Annotated in this window: 15 protein-coding genes; all 15 read right to left on the bottom strand. The window is 35.2% G+C overall.

All coding sequences use genetic code 11. The features are described 5' to 3' along the window. Positions 1 to 12: 12 nt before the first annotated feature. Complete coding sequence (rpsC, locus tag C1I91_RS03660) at positions 13 to 678, bottom strand: 30S ribosomal protein S3 (RefSeq protein WP_128211278.1); 666 nt, start codon at positions 676 to 678, stop codon at positions 13 to 15. A gap of 17 nt (positions 679 to 695) precedes the next feature. Further along, positions 696 to 1031 carry a 50S ribosomal protein L22 gene (gene rplV / locus C1I91_RS03655; protein WP_128211277.1) on the bottom strand — a complete coding sequence of 112 codons (336 nt, stop codon included), beginning with the start codon at positions 1029 to 1031 and terminating at the stop codon, positions 696 to 698. Between the two features lie 23 nt (positions 1032 to 1054). Then, the gene (gene rpsS, locus C1I91_RS03650; protein ID WP_128211276.1) at positions 1055 to 1336 is read right to left on the bottom strand and encodes a 30S ribosomal protein S19; all 282 of its coding nucleotides are present in this window, start codon (positions 1334 to 1336) and stop codon (positions 1055 to 1057) included. A gap of 69 nt (positions 1337 to 1405) precedes the next feature. Further along, complete coding sequence (gene rplB, locus C1I91_RS03645; RefSeq protein WP_128211275.1) at positions 1406 to 2239, bottom strand: 50S ribosomal protein L2; 834 nt, start codon at positions 2237 to 2239, stop codon at positions 1406 to 1408. A 57-nt stretch (positions 2240 to 2296) separates the two neighbouring features. Further along, the gene (gene rplW / locus C1I91_RS03640; RefSeq protein ID WP_128211274.1) at positions 2297 to 2593 is read right to left on the bottom strand and encodes a 50S ribosomal protein L23; all 297 of its coding nucleotides are present in this window, start codon (positions 2591 to 2593) and stop codon (positions 2297 to 2299) included. Beyond that, positions 2593 to 3213: a 50S ribosomal protein L4 gene (gene rplD / locus C1I91_RS03635; protein ID WP_128215906.1), complete on the bottom strand. Its 621-nt coding sequence runs from the start codon at positions 3211 to 3213 to the stop codon at positions 2593 to 2595. Before rplD ends, rplW begins: the two co-directional genes overlap by 1 nt. A gap of 25 nt (positions 3214 to 3238) precedes the next feature. Next, the gene (gene rplC, locus C1I91_RS03630) at positions 3239 to 3868 is read right to left on the bottom strand and encodes a 50S ribosomal protein L3 (RefSeq protein WP_128211273.1); all 630 of its coding nucleotides are present in this window, start codon (positions 3866 to 3868) and stop codon (positions 3239 to 3241) included. An 83-nt stretch (positions 3869 to 3951) separates the two neighbouring features. Further along, positions 3952 to 4260, bottom strand: a complete 309-nt coding sequence (gene rpsJ, locus C1I91_RS03625; protein WP_128211272.1) for a 30S ribosomal protein S10 — start codon at positions 4258 to 4260, stop codon at positions 3952 to 3954. A gap of 1143 nt (positions 4261 to 5403) precedes the next feature. Further along, positions 5404 to 6600 (bottom strand): elongation factor Tu, encoded by a 1197-nt coding sequence (gene tuf, locus C1I91_RS03620; protein ID WP_128211256.1) that lies wholly within the window; start codon positions 6598 to 6600, stop codon positions 5404 to 5406. 45 nt (positions 6601 to 6645) lie between these two features. Beyond that, complete coding sequence (fusA, locus tag C1I91_RS03615; protein WP_128211271.1) at positions 6646 to 8709, bottom strand: elongation factor G; 2064 nt, start codon at positions 8707 to 8709, stop codon at positions 6646 to 6648. Positions 8710 to 8787: 78 nt separating this feature from the next. Beyond that, entirely contained in the window at positions 8788 to 9258 is a 471-nt protein-coding gene (gene rpsG / locus C1I91_RS03610) for a 30S ribosomal protein S7 (protein ID WP_128211270.1), read from the bottom strand. A 141-nt stretch (positions 9259 to 9399) separates the two neighbouring features. Continuing rightward, entirely contained in the window at positions 9400 to 9777 is a 378-nt protein-coding gene (gene rpsL / locus C1I91_RS03605; RefSeq protein ID WP_128211269.1) for a 30S ribosomal protein S12, read from the bottom strand. 58 nt (positions 9778 to 9835) lie between these two features. Beyond that, on the bottom strand, positions 9836 to 10075 hold the full coding sequence (locus tag C1I91_RS03600; RefSeq protein WP_128211268.1) for a ribosomal L7Ae/L30e/S12e/Gadd45 family protein: 240 nt from the start codon (positions 10073 to 10075) through the stop codon (positions 9836 to 9838). Positions 10076 to 10228: 153 nt separating this feature from the next. Then, a complete protein-coding gene (rpoC, locus tag C1I91_RS03595; RefSeq protein WP_128211267.1) occupies positions 10229 to 13765 on the bottom strand; it encodes a DNA-directed RNA polymerase subunit beta' in 3537 nt (1178 codons plus the stop codon). A 21-nt stretch (positions 13766 to 13786) separates the two neighbouring features. Further along, the gene (gene rpoB / locus C1I91_RS03590; RefSeq protein ID WP_128211266.1) at positions 13787 to 17485 is read right to left on the bottom strand and encodes a DNA-directed RNA polymerase subunit beta; all 3699 of its coding nucleotides are present in this window, start codon (positions 17483 to 17485) and stop codon (positions 13787 to 13789) included. Positions 17486 to 17744 lie beyond the last annotated feature (259 nt).

Raw genomic sequence — 17744 nt, 5'->3', positions numbered from 1 at the left:
CCTCCTTTCTTACTATGCGTTTACTTGTTCTTTCTCTACTTTTTTAGTTGGAAGAACTTCTCCATTGTAAACCCAAACTTTTACTCCAATTTTACCGTAAGTTGTATCTGCTTCTGCAAATCCATAATCTATATCTGCTCTTAAAGTTTGAAGTGGAATTGTACCTTCATGGTAAAATTCTGTTCTTGCAATTTCAGCTCCGCCAAGTCTACCAGCGCAAGCAGTTTTAACACCCTTAACTCCGGTTCTCATAGCTCTTTGTATTGTTTGCTTCATTGCTCTTCTGAAAGAAATTCTCTTTTCTAGTTGTGAAGCTATGTTTTCAGCCATTAACTGAGCATTTGCTTCAGCATTCTTAACTTCTACTATGTTTATAAGTACGTTCTTTTCTTTTACAAACTTTTCAAGTTTACCTTTAAGGCTTTCTATACCAGCTCCGCCTCTACCGATGATAACACCAGGTTTAGCAGTGTGTATATTTAACTTTACTCTCTTTGCAGCTCTTTCGATTTCTATTTTAGAAATACCTGCTGAGAATAATTCTTTCTTCACGAATTCTCTTATTTGATGATCTTCAACTAGATTATCAGCGAAGTTTTTCTTATCAGCATACCATTTAGCATTCCAATCTTTAATTACGCCAACTCTTAATCCATGAGGATGTACTTTTTGACCCATCTGTTTCCCTCCTTCTATTAAGCTCTTTCTTTAACAACAAGTGTTATATGACTTGTTCTCTTGTTTATTCTGAACGCTCTACCTTGAGCATGAGGTCTGAATCTCTTTAATGTTGGTCCTTGACCTACATGTGCTTGTGCTACAAATAATCTACTAACGTCTAAACTATGATTGTTTTCAGCGTTAGCTACAGCTGACTTAAGTACCTTAGATATTACCTCAGCAGCATCTTTTGGAGTGTATTGTAATATAGCAAAAGCTTCATTAACATTTTTTCCTCTTATTAAATCAAGAACTACTCCTACTTTTAAAGGAGACATTCTTACATACTTAGCAATGGCTTTAGCTTCCATTTAAGTTCCTCCTTTCCAGGCTATTACTTTCTCTTTGAAGTCTTTTCTGTATCAACATGACCTTTGAAAGTTCTTGTTAATGCAAATTCACCTAATTTATGTCCAACCATATCTTCTGATACATAAACTGGAACATGCTTTCTTCCATCATGAACAGCAATTGTGTGTCCAATCATTTGTGGGAATATAGTTGAGCTTCTTGACCAAGTCTTTACAACTTTCTTGTCACCAGCTTGATTCATTTCTTCTATTTTCTTCATAAGACCAGCATGCACGAAAGGTCCCTTTTTAGTTGATCTACTCACTAGAATATCCTCCCTTCACTTTCTGAATAAGTTAGTAATCTATGAAGAGAATTTAACACTCTCTTCATACTACTTGTCGTTTCTTCTCTTAATGATGAATCTATCTGAGTATTTTTTATGCTTTCTTGTCTTGTATCCAAGAGCTGGTTTACCCCAAGGTGTTAATGGAGATGGTCTACCTACTGGTGACTTACCTTCACCACCACCGTGTGGATGGTCTACTGGGTTCATTACAGATCCTCTTACAGTTGGTCTCCAACCCATGTGTCTCTTTCTACCAGCTTTACCTAATTTAATGATTTCATGAGTTAAGTTTGATACAGTACCTATAGTAGCTCTGCATTCAACTCTAACATATCTCATTTCACCTGAAGGTAATCTTAAAGTAGCATATGCTCCTTCTTTAGCCATTAACTGAGCAGCTGTACCAGCTGATCTAACCATTTGGCCACCTTTACCAGCTTGTAGTTCAATGTTATGAACAAAAGTACCAACTGGAATATTCTTTAAAGGAAGAGCGTTTCCTGGTTTTATATCTGATTCTGGTCCTGATACTACTACATCTCCAACTTTTAATCCTACTGGAGCAAGTATGTATCTCTTCTCACCATCAGCATATACAACAAGTGCTATATAAGCAGATCTATTAGGATCGTATTCTATAGTAGCAACCTTTGCTGTAACTCCATCTTTGTTTCTCTTAAAATCTATAATTCTATATTTTCTCTTAGCTCCACCACCGTGGTGTCTAACAGTTATCTTACCCTGTGCATTTCTACCACCAGTGCTACTTAATGATACAAGAAGTGATTTCTCTGGTACATCAGTAGTTATTTCTTCGAAAGTTGACATAGTCATATTTCTTCTAGATGGTGTGGTAGGGTTAAACTTCTTAACTGCCATTTAAATTCCCTCCTTCTTACGCTTATCTGGCCATTCGACCAATAACTGCTTTAATTATTATTGCATTCCTTCAAAGAATTCAATATTCTTACTATCAGCTGATAATTTAACTACAGCTTTCTTGAAGTCAGCTCTCTTTCCGATGTGAACGCCAACTCTCTTTGTTTTTCCTTCAACTCTCATAGTCTTAACATCTTCAACTTTAACGCCGAAAACTTCTTCTACAGCTTTCTTTATTTGAACTTTGTTTGCTGATTTATGAACTATGAAGGTGTATTTCTTTTCTGCCATTATTGCCATACTCTTTTCAGTTATAACTGGCTTTCTTATTATATCATGGCTATTTAAATTCATTATGCGTACACCTCCTCAATCTTAGCTACTGCATCTTTTGTGATCACTAGCTTATCATATTTTAATAAATCATAAACATTTATATTGTTTACTGGAACTACTGCTACTCCAGGAATGTTTCTTGCTGATTTATATACATTCTCATTTGATTCTGCAGTTACTATTAATGTCTTCTTAGCTTCTAATGCATTTAAAAGACTAATAACTTGCTTTGTCTTTGGAGTTTCGAAATCTAATCCTTCAAGAACTAATAAGCTGTTATCAACTACTTTACTGCTTAGTGCAGATTTCATAGCAACTCTTCTCATAGTCTTTGGTATAGATACTCTATAACTTCTTGGCTTTGGTGCAAATACAATACCACCATGAGCCCATTGTGGTGATCTAGTTGAACCTTGTCTTGCTCTACCAGTTCCCTTTTGTCTCCATGGCTTTATTCCACCACCTGAAACTTCAGCTCTTGTTTTAGCTGATTGAGTTCCTTGTCTTTTATTCGCAAGTAATGCTACAACTACTTGATGCATTGCATGTTCATTTATTTCAACTCCGAACACATTCTCATTTAATTGGAAATCTCCAACTTTTTGTCCTTCTTTATTAAATAATCCTACTACAGGCATCATTATTCCTCCTTTCTACAGAAAATTAAGCCTTAACTGTATTTCTTATAACTACAGTCCCTTTATTTGGACCTGGGATACCACCCTTTATTAGTATAAGATTCTTTTCAGGCATTACTTTGACAACTTCTAAATTAAGAACAGTTGTCTTTTCAGCACCCATATGTCCAGGCATTTTCTTGTTTTTGAATGTTCTTGATGGATCTGAAGAAGCTCCCATTGAACCTACAGATCTGTGGAACTTAGAACCGTGTGTCATTGGTCCTCTGTGACCATTCCATCTCTTTATAGTTCCTTGGAATCCCTTACCTTTTGATGTACCAGAAACATCTACTTTTTCTCCAGCTTGGAATAAGTCAGCTTTTATTTCTTGACCTACTTCATATGCAGCAACATCTTCAAGTCTGAACTCTTTAAGACGTCTCTTTAATGCTACACCAGCCTTTGCAAAATGTCCCTTAGCTGGCTTGTTAACCAACTTTTCTCTTACATCGCCAAATCCAACCTGTATAGCTTCATAACCATCTTTTTCAACAGTCTTCTTTTGAACAACTACACATGGACCAGCTTCAACAACAGTTACTGGAACAACCTTACCATTTTGATCAAATATTTGAGTCATTCCAATTTTTCTTCCTAATATTGCTTTTTTCATGTGGTTACACCTCCTAAACTTATTAGCGGATTACTTATAAGCAATCATAATAGTTCAAAATCATAAAAACTTATAATCTAAAATTAAAGCTTTATTTCGATATCTACACCTGCTGGAAGATTTAATCTCATTAATGCATCAACAGTTTTAGGTGATGGATTAACTATATCGATTAATCTCTTGTGAGTTCTGATTTCGAACTGCTCTCTGGAATCCTTATATTTGTGAACTGCTCTAAGAACTGTTACAATGTCTTTTTCAGTTGGTAGTGGAACTGGTCCTGCAACCTTCGCTCCAGTAGCCTTTGCAGTTTCAACAATTTTCTCAGCTGATTGATCTAATATTGTATGATCAAACGCTTTTAATCTGATTCTTATTTTTTGTTTTGACATGTGCTTTCCCTCCTTTTCATGTACGCATTACTTCTTACGCACAACAGCGGAACTTCTGTAAACTGCACCGGGTGTTTCGTACTTTTAGTAATAAATCTACAGATTCCCTGTCGTCGGATTCTAGATCCAGACATACTCATCAAGAATTACCGGGAAGTCCCGCAACCTCTTGATTCATCACTGTTTGCTTTGCAACTTCTTTATTATACTATGAATAAATTTGATTTTCAAGCTTTTTTTATGTTTTTACCTAATCTTTAATTAATAATATTTATACCATCTACTTCCACATAATCAAACTAATTTATACCACTTCTAAATCTATTTATCACTAAAAAACATTCTTTACTGGTTATATTAAATCATATAAAACAATATTCTAATCCATACACTATATCTGTTAATTCAAAACACATACTTAGATTAGGCAAAAATAACACCTCAATCTATTCATTTTTCACATTAAAACCATTATATATACATCCTTAGGAAAAGTCCACTTATGAAATTGTTTACCCAAGTCAGTATTATTTACCATCTCTTATTTTAATTATAAATTTAAGATAAGTAATAAGCTTGATGCACTCTTCATTGTTTAATCCATAGCTTTTATTAGAAATAATATTCTAATCAATTGGTACGTTAACATTCTATAATTTCAATTGCCTATTTAAATCTTTCTTATACAAATAGAATTAATAATTCTGTTAACCGAAGTACTTTAACATCTAGAAGACTTCTTGAAAAAATCTTTTTAAGTGAGTGTTGTAGCATCTGCAGAGAAATTATGATATGCAATAAGATTTATTTTAGACTATTTATTCTAAATAGCTATTATAAATTCTTTAAATTACTATGCTTAATTAGAATAAATCTTATACTGGAATTAAAAGAAAAATAGCGGGTAAAGACGTCTCTTTACCCGCTATCTTAAGGCCTTTTTTGAACTTGTAAGTTGATTTTGCGCTTATCAACCTACGTTTAAGTATATACTCGAACATTTCCTTTACTCCAAATAATTTTCATAGTCCGCGCAAACTAATCTTATCATTCGAATTCAGGCATAAATTCCCGAAAGTTCAACCGGTACTAAAATACAAGATTTATATTAAACTTTTACGACTAACTTTATTTACAGTATTATTATTTAGCGATAATGCTAGTAACAACACCTGAACCTACAGTTCTTCCACCTTCTCTTATAGCGAATCTTAATCCTTCATCCATCGCTACTTGAGTTATTAATTCAACATTCATGTCAATGTGGTCTCCAGGCATAACCATTTCCATTCCTTCTGGTAACTTGATTGATCCTGTAACGTCTGTTGTTCTGAAGTAGAATTGTGGTCTGTATCCATCGAAGAATGGTGTATGTCTTCCGCCTTCTTCTTTCTTAAGTACGTATACTTGACCTACGAACTTGTCGTGTGGATTTACTGATCCTGTCTTAGCTAATACTTGACCTCTTTCGATGTCTGTTCTTTGTACACCTCTTAATAGAGCTCCTATATTATCTCCTGCTTGTGCTTCATCTAGTAACTTTCTGAACATTTCTATTCCTGTTACTACTGTCTTTCTTCTTTCTTCTGAAAGACCTATTATTTCAACTTCTTCACCTACATGTAGTATTCCCTTTTCAACTCTTCCTGTTGCAACTGTTCCTCTACCTGTGATTGTGAATACATCTTCTATTGGCATTAAGAATGGCTTATCTGTTGCTCTTTCTGGTGTTGGGATATAGCTATCTACTGCATCCATTAACTCAGTTATGCATGCTGTTGCATCTGCATCTGTTGGGTTTTCTAATGCTTTTAATGCTGATCCCTTTATTACTGGAATGTCATCTCCTGGGAAGTTGTACTCGCTTAATAGTTCTCTAACTTCCATTTCAACTAATTCTAATAATTCTTCGTCGTCAACCATATCTGCTTTATTTAAGAATACTACTATATAGTCAACACCAACTCTTGATGCTAGTAGTATATGTTCTCTTGTTTGTGGCATTGGGCCGTCTGCAGCTGATACTACTAGTATAGCTCCATCCATTTGTGCTGCTCCTGTTATCATGTTCTTAACATAGTCAGCATGTCCTGGACAGTCAACGTGAGCATAATGTCTGTTTTCTGTTTGGTACTCAACGTGTGCTGTGTTGATTGTGATTCCTCTTTCTTTTTCTTCTGGCGCCTTATCTATTTCGTCATACTTAAATGCTTCTGCAAATCCCTTGTTTGCTAATACTGTTGTGATTGCAGCTGTTAATGTTGTCTTACCGTGGTCTACGTGTCCTATTGTTCCGATATTTACGTGTGGCTTATTTCTTTCAAATTTAGACTTTGCCATTTTTGAATTCCTCCTTAAAATAACTTTATATAATTAAGCTATCTATTAAGCTTTTTTACCTGCTATTTGTTCTTGAATGCTCTTTGGAACTTCTTCGTAGTGGTCGAATACCATTGTGTAAACACCTCTACCTTGAGTTCTTGATCTTAATGTTGTAGCATAACCAAACATCTCTGAAAGTGGAACGAATGCTCTGATAACTTGAGCTCCATTAAGAGCTTCCATACCTTCGATTCTACCTCTTCTTGAGTTAAGGTCACCCATAACATCTCCCATGTACTCTTCTGGCATAGTAACTTCAACCTTCATCATAGGCTCAAGTAATACTGGATTAGCTTTAGCCATAGCGTTCTTGAATGCCATAGATCCAGCAATCTTAAATGCCATTTCAGATGAGTCAACTTCATGGTATGATCCATGAACAACTTTTACTTTGAAGTTTATAACTGGGTATCCAGCTATAATACCATTCTTAGAAGCCTCTTGTATACCGTTGTCGATTGCTGGAATGTATTCTCTTGGAATAGCTCCTCCGACTACAGCATTTTCAAATGTATATTCTCCTTCAGTTGGTTCCATTTCAATTACGCAGTGACCGTATTGTCCTTTACCACCTGATTGCTTAGCATACTTAGCTTCTGCTTTAACTGCAGCTCTAATTGTTTCTTTGTAAGCAACTTGAGGAGCACCTACATTACATTCAACTTTGAATTCTCTTGTAAGTCTATCAACTATAATTTCAAGGTGTAATTCACCCATACCAGCTATAATTGTTTGACCTGTTTCTTGGTTTGTATAAGTTTTAAATGATGGATCTTCTTCTGCAAGTTTAGCAAGAGCTAAGCCCATCTTTTCTTGACCAGCTTTTGTCTTTGGCTCAATAGCAACGTTTATAACTGGTTCTGGGAATTCCATAGACTCAAGAATTATTGGTTGGTCTTCGCTACATAAAGTATCACCAGTAGTAGTGTTCTTTAGTCCGATAACTGCTCCTAATTCTCCTGCTTCTAATTCTTCAACTTCTTCTCTAGAATTAGCATGCATCTTAACAAGTCTACCAATTCTTTCTTTCTTACCCTTTGTTGAGTTAAGTACATAAGTACCACTCTTCATAACACCTGAGTAAATTCTTGTAAATGCTAACTTACCAACAAATGGGTCAGTTGCTATCTTAAATGCTAACGCTGACATTGGAACATCATCTGATGCTTCTCTTGAATCAGCTTCACCTTCTAAGTTTGTACCTTGAACTGGAGGTATATCTAATGGTGATGGTAGGTAATCAACAACACCATCAATCATTAATTGAACACCCTTATTCTTGTATGAAGAACCACATATACATGGTACTATTTGATTAGCTATAGTAGCTTTTCTCAAAGCTAACTTTAACTCTTCAGCAGTTATTTCTTCACCTTCAAGGTATTTCATCATTAATTCTTCATCAGTTTCAGCAATAGCTTCAACCATAGCTGCTCTATATTCTTCAGCTTGATCTGCTAATTCTGCTGGTATTTCTTCTTCTCTAACATCTTTTCCAAGATCATCATAGTAGATTTCAGCTTTATTCTTTATAAGGTCTATTATACCCTTAAAGTTTTCTTCTGATCCAACTGGTATTTGTATTGGAACAGCATTAGCTTTTAATCTATCTCTAACTGTAGTAATACATCTGAAGAAATCTGCTCCAGTAGCATCCATTTTGTTTACATAAATCATTCTTGGAACACCATACTTATCTGCCTGTCTCCATACAGTTTCAGTTTGAGGTTCAACTCCTGATTTAGCATCAAGAACAGTAACAGCACCATCTAGTACTCTTAATGATCTTTCAACTTCAATTGTAAAATCTACGTGTCCTGGTGTATCTATTATGTTTAATTCATGTTCTTTCCATACACATGTTGTTGCAGCAGAAGTAATTGTTATACCTCTTTCTTGTTCTTGAACCATCCAGTCCATTGTAGCTGCACCTTCATGTACTTCACCTATTTTATGACTTTTTCCTGTATAGAATAATATACGCTCAGTAGTTGTTGTTTTACCAGCATCTATATGAGCCATTATTCCGAAGTTACGGAATTTTTCTAACGAATATTTTCTAGCCATGAAACATTTCCTCCTCTCGCTTTATAATTATATAAATTCGACAAAACTGCTTTGGCACAAGCCAAAACAGTTTCAAAATTAGTATCTGTAATGAGCGAATGCTTTATTAGCCTCAGCCATTCTATGCATATCTTCTCTCTTCTTAACAGCTGCTCCAGTATTATTAGCTGCGTCTAAAAGTTCGTTAGCTAATCTTTCTCTCATGTACTTTTCGCCTCTGTTATTTGAAGCTGCAAGTAACCATCTAAGAGCTAGAGTCTGTCTTCTTTCAGGTCTAACTTCTATTGGAACTTGGTAGTTTGCTCCACCTATTCTTCTAGCCTTTACTTCTAGTAATGGCATGATGTTGTTCATAGCTGTTTCAAAAACTTCAAGAGCATCTTTACCTGTTCTTTGAGCCATAATTTCAAATGCATCGTAGCATATTTTTTGTGCTACTCCTTTTTTACCATCTTCCATAACATTGTTTATTAACTTTGTTACAACCTTTGAGTTGTATACTGGATCTGGTAATACATCTCTCTTCGCAATATGTCCTTTTCTTGGCACTTTTCTTCCCTCCTTAACAATTTAGTTTTAAGTTCATCGGTACTCGGTAAATTAATACCGCAAAGCGCTCTGACTTCTGCTATCTATATAAACTCATACAAATCTATGTAAATGCTGAAGACATAGCACTGTCAGCAAAAATTATTTTTGCTTTGGTTTCTTAGCACCATATTTTGATCTTGACTGCATTCTGTTAGCTACTCCAGCTGAGTCTAATGCTCCTCTAACTATGTGGTATCTAACACCAGGAAGATCCTTAACTCTTCCACCTCTTATAAGAACAACACTGTGCTCTTGTAAGTTGTGTCCAACACCTGGGATGTAAGCTGTAACTTCGTATCCATTAGTCAATCTAACTCTGGCAATTTTTCTAAGAGCTGAGTTAGGCTTCTTTGGAGTAGTTGTTTTAACTACAGTACAAACTCCTCTTTTTTGAGGACTTTCCTTAAGTGCTGGTGCAGTTGATTTAGTTGCTAGTGTCTTTCTGCCTTTTCTTACTAATTGGCTTATAGTTGGCATTCATTTCACCTCCTGAAAGTTTTTTGAACTATCTATATAAAATTAGGTGTTCGCTAAGTTACTCTAACATAAGTGTGGCAGCAGAACCTACTTCTATGCCGCACATACGACCAAGTTCCTTCATTGTATTAATATACTTGACTTCAACACCATGTTCTTTAGCCAAATCCACTATAGGATTAACTAACTTTTGTTCAGCATCTTTAGCTATATATAGTGTTTTTCCTTCTCCACTTTTCATGGATTTGATACATTGCTTAGTGCCTATGACCTTTTTGCCTAAAAGTCTGTCTATCATGAAAATACCTCCCTAATAAACAGTAACATGGAGGTAAAGCACGGAACTTCACCTCAATGCTATCATGTAAACAAGTTAATCTTGTAGAATTATGCTAAATCACACAAATTGTATTGTATCATCTATCAATTTTGCTGTCAATAAAATTAATTACTACTCTTCAAGGGCATTAGCTGTTTCTTTTTCAGCTAAAGCACTCTCAGTGCTCAATTTTACTGATCTATATCTCATCATTCCAGTACCAGCTGGAATAAGTTTACCAATTATTACATTTTCCTTTAATCCAAGTAGTGGATCTACTTTACCCTTTATAGCTGCATCAGTTAGAACTCTAGTAGTTTCTTGGAATGATGCCGCTGAAAGGAAACTATCAGTAGCAAGAGCTGCCTTTGTTATACCAAGAAGAACTTTTTCACCTTGAGCTAGTTCTCCTCCAAAAGCTTTAACTCTTTCATTTTCTTCATCAAAGTCAAACATATCTATCATTGTTCCAGGTAAAAGTTCAGTATCTCCTGATTCTGTTACCTTAACTTTTCTAGTCATCTGTCTAACAACGACTTCTAGATGCTTATCATTGATATCAACACCCTGTAGTCTATAAACTTTTTGAACTTCTGATAGAAGGTACTGTCTTGCTCCATCCACACCCTTTATTGCCATTACATCATGTGGATTTACTGAACCTTCTGTAACCTCATCTCCAGCTTCAATTATATTGCCATCTGAAACCTTAAGTCTTGATCCAAAAGGTATATCATAGCTATATTCTTCACCTTCATTTGAAGTTACTACTACTACTCTCTTTTTCTTAGTTTCTTCTACTCTTACTGTTCCTGATATTTCACTTACTATCGCTAACCCCTTAGGTTTTCTTGCTTCGAAAAGTTCTTCAACTCTAGGAAGACCTTGAGTTATATCTGCTCCAACAACTCCACCAGTATGGAATGTTCTCATTGTAAGCTGCGTACCAGGTTCACCTATAGATTGAGCTGCAACTATACCTACAGCTTCACCAATGTTAATTTTTTGTGCAGTCGCCATGTTCATTCCATAACATCTAGCACATACTCCAACTTTAGCTTTACATGTAAATACAGATCTTATCTTAATCTTCTTAACACCAGCAGCAACAACCTTATCAGCTATGTCATTTTCTATATAAGATTGTGCAGGAACAATAACTTCATTAGTTTCTGGATGTACTATATCTTCAGCTATATATCTTCCTACAATTCTTTCTTTAATGGTTTCAATTATTTCATTACCATCTTTTATTTCACTTACATATATACCCTCTTCAGTACCACAATCTTCATGCCTTACTATAACATCTTGGCTTACATCAACAAGTCTTCTTGTTAAGTATCCTGAGTCAGCAGTCTTAAGAGCTGTATCGGCATTACCCTTTCTAGCACCATGTGTGGATATAAAGTACTCTGAAACGTCAAGACCTTCTCTAAATGAAGCTCTGATTGGTAACTCTATAATCTTACCAGATGGACTCGCCATAAGACCTCTCATACCAGCAAGCTGCTTGATCTGAGACTTAGATCCTCTGGCTCCAGAGTCAGCCATCATGAATATTGGATTAAATTTATCCAAACTATCCATAAGTGCGTTAGCAACTTCTTCTGTTGTCTTAGTCCACTTCTCTATAACTCTTTCATATCTTTCATCTTCTGATATGAATCCTCTTCTATACATCTTTTCAATCTTTTCGATTGTTTCATCAGTTGCTCTAAGAAGTTCATATTTTGCCTGAGGCACTATCATATCAGATGCTGCTACTGTTACAGCTCCAATAGTTGAATAGTGATATCCTTGAGCTTTTATCTTATCAAGCATGATTGATGTCTTTGTTGGTCCGTGAACCATATAGCAAGCATCTATAATCTGTCCAAGTGACTTCTTAGTTATTAAGAAATCTACTTCAAGATTAAATTCATCTGCTGGATTAGTTCTATCTACAAATCCTAGGTCTTGAGGTATAGATTCGTTAAATATTATTTTACCAATAGTAGTTTTGATACTACCAGATTTTTTAACACCATCAACAACCTTAGTCATTCTTACAAATATCTTTGCGTGAATTTCAATTTCTTTTAATTGGTAAGCCATTAAAGCCTCTTCAAAAGATGCAAAATGTTTACCTTCTCCTTTAGCTCCATCCTTATCCATAGTTAGATAGTATGATCCTAATACCATATCCTGTGTAGGAACAGATACTGGTTTACCATCTGAAGGTTTAAGTATGTTACCTGCTGCAAGCATTAAGAATCTTGCCTCAGCTTGAGCTTCTACTGATAACGGAACATGGACAGCCATTTGGTCTCCATCGAAATCCGCATTATACGCTGTACAAACTAGAGGATGTAGTTTTATCGCTCTACCTTCTACAAGTATAGGCTGGAACGCTTGAATTCCAAGTCTGTGTAGTGTAGGAGCACGGTTAAGTAATACTGGATGGTCTGCTATTACATCTTCAAGCACATCCCACACTTGAGGCATTACTCTTTCTACCATTCTCTTAGCACTCTTTATATTATGAGCTACTCCATCTTGAACTAACTTTTTCATTACGAAAGGTTTAAATAGTTCTAAAGCCATTTCCTTTGGAAGTCCACATTGGTACATCTTAAGTTCAGGCCCTACAACTATAACAGATCTTCCAGAGTAGTCAACTCTCTTACCAAGAAGGTTTTGTCTGAATCTACCTTGCTTACCTTTAAGCATGTCAGAAAGTGATTTTAGAGGTCTGTTTCCAGGACCAGTTACAGGTCTACCTCTTCTACCATTGTCAATCAAGGCATCTACAGCTTCTTGAAGCATTCTTTTTTCATTTCTTACTATTATATCTGGCGCACCAAGATCTAATAGTTTTTTAAGTCTGTTATTTCTGTTTATAACTCTTCTGTAAAGATCATTTAAATCTGATGTAGCAAATCTTCCTCCATCTAACTGAACCATTGGTCTTAAATCTGGAGGTATAACTGGAATTACATCGACAATCATCCACTCAGGCTTGTTACCTGACTTTCTAAATGATTCTATAACTTCAAGTCTTCTTATAACCCTAACTCTTTTTTGTCCAGTGCTTGTTTTTAATTCTTCCTTTAGCTCAACTGATGATCTTTCTAAATCAATTTCAGCTAATAAATCCTTAACTGCTTCAGCACCCATTCCTGCAACAAAGCTTTCTTCACCATACTTATCTACAGCTTCTCTATATTCTTTTTCATTTAGAAGTTGCTTTTTAAGTAATGGTGTTTCCTTTGGATCTATAACTATATAAGATGCAAAGTATAAAACTTTTTCTAGAGCTCTTGGGGACATATCAAGTATTAACCCCATTCTAGATGGTATTCCTTTAAAGTACCAAATATGAGATACTGGGGCAGCCAGCTCTATATGCCCCATTCTCTCTCTTCTAACCTTAGCTTTGGTAACTTCAACACCACATCTGTCACAAACAATACCTTTGTATCTAACTCTCTTATACTTACCACAATGACATTCCCAGTCTTTTTGTGGTCCAAATATTCTTTCACAGAACAAACCATCTCTTTCTGGCTTTAGCGTTCTATAGTTTATAGTTTCAGGTTTTTTAACTTCACCTCTAGACCATTCTCTTATCTGTTCTGGAGATGCCAATCCTATTTGTAAAGCGTCAAAATTATTTAACTCAAACAAGGGTATATCCTCCCTTCACTTTTAGTGTTCATCATTAAAATCATCAAGTTCTAGGTCTGTATTGAATTCATCAAAATCCAAACTATCGTAGTCGATATCCTCTTCAGAATCTTCTGCGCTAGTATAGCTGTCGTCTACCTCTGGAGTTTGTGGCACTAAATCTTCAGTACCTTCTATATTTACTTCTAATTCTTCTATGTCTTCATCTACAAGTTCTTTAAGTCTAACTTCTTGATTTTCATCATTTAGAACTCTAACATCTAAACATAAAGCTTGTAATTCTTTAATTAGAACCTTGAATGATTCTGGTACACCAGGTTCAGGAATATTTTCACCTTTAACAATTGACTCATAAGTTTTAACTCTACCTACGACATCATCTGATTTAACTGTTAAAATTTCCTGAAGTGTATGAGCAGCACCATAAGCTTCTAACGCCCAAACTTCCATTTCACCAAATCTCTGGCCTCCGAATTGAGCCTTACCACCTAGTGGTTGTTGTGTAACTAATGAGTATGGTCCAGTTGATCTAGCATGTATCTTATCATCAACTAAATGGGCAAGTTTTAAGATATACATTATTCCAACAGTAACTTCATTATCAAACTCATCGCCAGTTCTACCGTCTCTAAGTTTTGTCTTTCCATTTCTGTTGTATCCGGCTTGTTCTAAGCAGTCTTCTATATCTGTTTCAGTTGCTCCATCAAATACCGGAGTAGCTATATGCCATCCTAGTCTAGAAGCAGCCCATCCTAGATGCACTTCTAATACCTGACCTATATTCATACGAGAAGGTACTCCTAGTGGATTTAAGCATATCTGTAGTGGTCTTCCATCTGGTAAGAATGGCATATCTTCTTCAGGTAATACTCTAGATATAACACCCTTGTTACCATGTCTACCAGCCATCTTATCACCAACTGATATTTTTCTCTTTTGACAGATATAACATCTTACAAGTTCATTAACTCCTGGAGGTAATTCATCTCCATTCTCTCTTGTAAAGACCTTAACGTCTACTATTATACCAGCTTCTCCATGAGGAACTCTTAAAGAAGTATCTCTAACTTCTCTTGCCTTTTCACCAAATATAGCTCTAAGTAATCTTTCTTCTGCAGTAAGTTCAGTTTCACCCTTAGGAGTTACCTTACCTACAAGAATGTCACCTGATCTAACTTCAGCACCAATTCTTATTATACCTCTATCATCAAGATCCTTTAATGCATCTTCACCTACGTTTGGTATATCTCTTGTTATTTCTTCAGGTCCTAGTTTAGTGTCTCTAGCTTCACATTCATATTCTTCAATATGAATAGAAGTAAATACATCTTCTCTTACTAGTTCTTCAGAAATAAGCATAGCATCTTCGTAGTTATAACCTTCCCAAGTTATGAAACCAATTCTTATATTTCTTCCTAAAGCTATTTCTCCAAGATCGGTAGATGGTCCATCAGCTAATACTTGATTCTTAGCGATTTTCTCACCCTTAGAAATAATAGGTCTTTGGTTGATACAAGTACTTTGGTTACTTCTCTTGAACTTAAGAAGTCTATAAGTGTCTATACCACCATCAGAATCTCTCTTTATTCTTATTTCATTTGCACTTACATATATTGCTTCACCGGCATTTCTTGCCTTAGGTAAAACTCCTGAGTCTACAGCTGCCTTATATTCAATTCCTGTTCCAACTATAGGCGCTGCAGGTTTTAGAAGCGGAACGGCCTGACGTTGCATGTTTGATCCCATAAGAGCTCTTGACGCATCATCATTTTCCAAGAATGGTATCATCGCTGTAGCAACAGAAACAATTTGTCTTGGAGAAACATCGATTAAATCAACTTCTTCTCTAGGAACAACCAATACTTCACCTTTTTCTCTTACTGTAACTCTTTTATCAACAAAGTTGCCTTCATCATCTATAGGTTCCTTTGCTTGAGCTATTAAGTATTGATCTTCTTCGTCAGCAGTAAAGTATCTTATTTCATCAGTAGCTTTTCCAGTCTCCTTATTTACAACTCTATAAGGAGTTTCTATAAATCCATATTCATTAACTTTTGCAAAAGTTGCAAGTGAGTTAATAAGCCCTATGTTTGGTCCTTCTGGAGTTTCTATAGGACACATTCTACCATAGTGAGAATGATGAACGTCTCTTACCTCGAAACCAGCTCTTTCCCTTGAAAGACCTCCTGGTCCAAGTGCTGAAAGTCTTCTCTTATGAGTTAACTCAGAAAGTGTATTTATCTGATCCATGAATTGAGAAAGCTGTGAACTACCAAAGAACTCTTTAATAGCCGCTGCTACAGGTCTTATATTAATCAACCCACCTGGAGTCAATCCTTCTTGATCCTGTATAGTCATTCTTTCTTTAACTACTCTTTCCATTCTTGAAAGCCCAATTCTAAATTGGTTCTGTAGCAATTCACCTACAGATCTAAGTCTTCTATTACCTAAATGGTCTATATCATCAACATTTCCTACACCCCAAGCTAAGCCCAATTCGTAGCTTATTGTAGCGAATATATCATCTCTTACAATATGCTTAGGTATAAGTCTGTTTATGTTTTTCTTTATAGCCGCTTTAATAGACTCTTCATCTGAATAATTTTCTTTAATTTCTTTTAAAGTTGGATAGTGAACTAGTTCTCTTATATTCAAATCATCAGTATTAAAGTTGAATTGTTTATGTATGTTAACAAAGTGGTTACCTATTACTCTAACAACCTTATCATCAACAATAATATCAACAGAATTAATTCCTGAGTCTTGAATTTCTTCAGCCTTAGCTCTTGATATCTTTTCTCCCTTGGAAACCAAAACTTCTCCAGTTTCAGGATTCACAATATCATTAGCTGCAACTTGGTTAGCTATTCTTAAATTTATAGCTAACTTCTTATTGAACTTGTATCTACCGACTCTTGATAAATCGTACCTCTTCGCATCAAAGAACAATGAGTCTATAAGTGACACTGCACTATCAACAGTTGGTGGTTCACCTGGTCTTAATCTCTTATATATCTCTAGTAAAGCTTCTTCTTTTGTCTTAGTATTATCTTTTTCGATAGTAGCTTTGAATCTTTCATCTTCACCAAAGTATTCTACAAGCTCTTGATCGCTTCCAAAGCCCATAGCTCTTGCTAATATGGTTATTGGTAGTTTTCTAGTTTTATCTATTCTTACATAGATAACATCATTTGAGTCTGTTTCATACTCTAACCAAGCACCTCTGTTTGGTATAACTGTTGAAGAATAAAGCTTCTTACCACTTTTATCAACAGCAAAGTTATAATATACTCCTGGAGATCTTACCAATTGTGAAACTATAACTCTTTCTGCACCATTAATAACAAATGTTCCTTGTTCAGTCATCAACGGGAAATCACCCATGAAAACTTCTTGTTCCTTAATTTCACCAGTTTCTTTGTTTTGGAGTCTGACTGCTACCTTTAACGGAGCAGCAAATGTTGTATCTCTTTCCTTGCATTCTTCTACAGAATACTTGATATTATCCATATCAAGTTTGTAACCTACAAATTCAAGTACTAGATTACCAGTAAAGTTACCTATAGGATTAATATCATCAAATACTTCTTGAAGACCTTCATCCCAAAACCACTGATATGAATCTAATTGTACTTCAATTAGGTTCGGCATTTCTGCAACATCTTTTACCTTTCCAAAGCTCATTCTAGTTCTTTTTCCATTTTGGACAGGATGTACCATCAACTTTCACCCCTTGTATAAACTAAAATAACCAATAAACATAAAAATGTTATTGGAGTTAATACACTGCATCTAATTATTTTGCCTAAATCTTATAATTTAATTCATAACCTTCCAATTTATATACGAAAAGTTATATTTCAATGCAATTAAATATACTACCATAACATTGAATAGTTGTCAATGAAATTTATAAAAATACATTATAATGTATTTATGGTAACTTTGCAAATACAATTTTTAATCAAATTCTTACTAG

This window comes from Clostridium manihotivorum (assembly GCF_004015185.1).
Lineage (GTDB): Bacteria > Bacillota > Clostridia > Clostridiales > Clostridiaceae > Clostridium_AR > Clostridium_AR manihotivorum.
The sequence above is the reverse complement of the archived record's forward strand: the minus strand, read 5'-3'. Positions and strand labels throughout refer to the sequence as shown.

Bases quoted from the DNA above. Each gene is read 5' to 3' on its own strand.
- rpsC (WP_128211278.1), bottom strand. From the start codon at position 678: ATGGGTCAAAAAGTACATCCTCATGGATTAAGAGTTGGCGTAATTAAA.
- rplV (WP_128211277.1), bottom strand. From the start codon at position 1,031: ATGGAAGCTAAAGCCATTGCTAAGTATGTAAGAATGTCTCCTTTAAAA.
- rplB (WP_128211275.1), bottom strand. From the start codon at position 2,239: ATGGCAGTTAAGAAGTTTAACCCTACCACACCATCTAGAAGAAATATG.
- rplW (WP_128211274.1), bottom strand. From the start codon at position 2,593: ATGAATTTAAATAGCCATGATATAATAAGAAAGCCAGTTATAACTGAA.
- rplD (WP_128215906.1), bottom strand. From the start codon at position 3,213: ATGCCTGTAGTAGGATTATTTAATAAAGAAGGACAAAAAGTTGGAGAT.
- rplC (WP_128211273.1), bottom strand. From the start codon at position 3,868: ATGAAAAAAGCAATATTAGGAAGAAAAATTGGAATGACTCAAATATTT.
- rpsJ (WP_128211272.1), bottom strand. From the start codon at position 4,260: ATGTCAAAACAAAAAATAAGAATCAGATTAAAAGCGTTTGATCATACA.
- tuf (WP_128211256.1), bottom strand. From the start codon at position 6,600: ATGGCAAAGTCTAAATTTGAAAGAAATAAGCCACACGTAAATATCGGA.
- fusA (WP_128211271.1), bottom strand. From the start codon at position 8,709: ATGGCTAGAAAATATTCGTTAGAAAAATTCCGTAACTTCGGAATAATG.
- rpsL (WP_128211269.1), bottom strand. From the start codon at position 9,777: ATGCCAACTATAAGCCAATTAGTAAGAAAAGGCAGAAAGACACTAGCA.
- C1I91_RS03600 (WP_128211268.1), bottom strand. From the start codon at position 10,075: ATGATAGACAGACTTTTAGGCAAAAAGGTCATAGGCACTAAGCAATGT.
- rpoB (WP_128211266.1), bottom strand. From the start codon at position 17,485: ATGGTACATCCTGTCCAAAATGGAAAAAGAACTAGAATGAGCTTTGGA.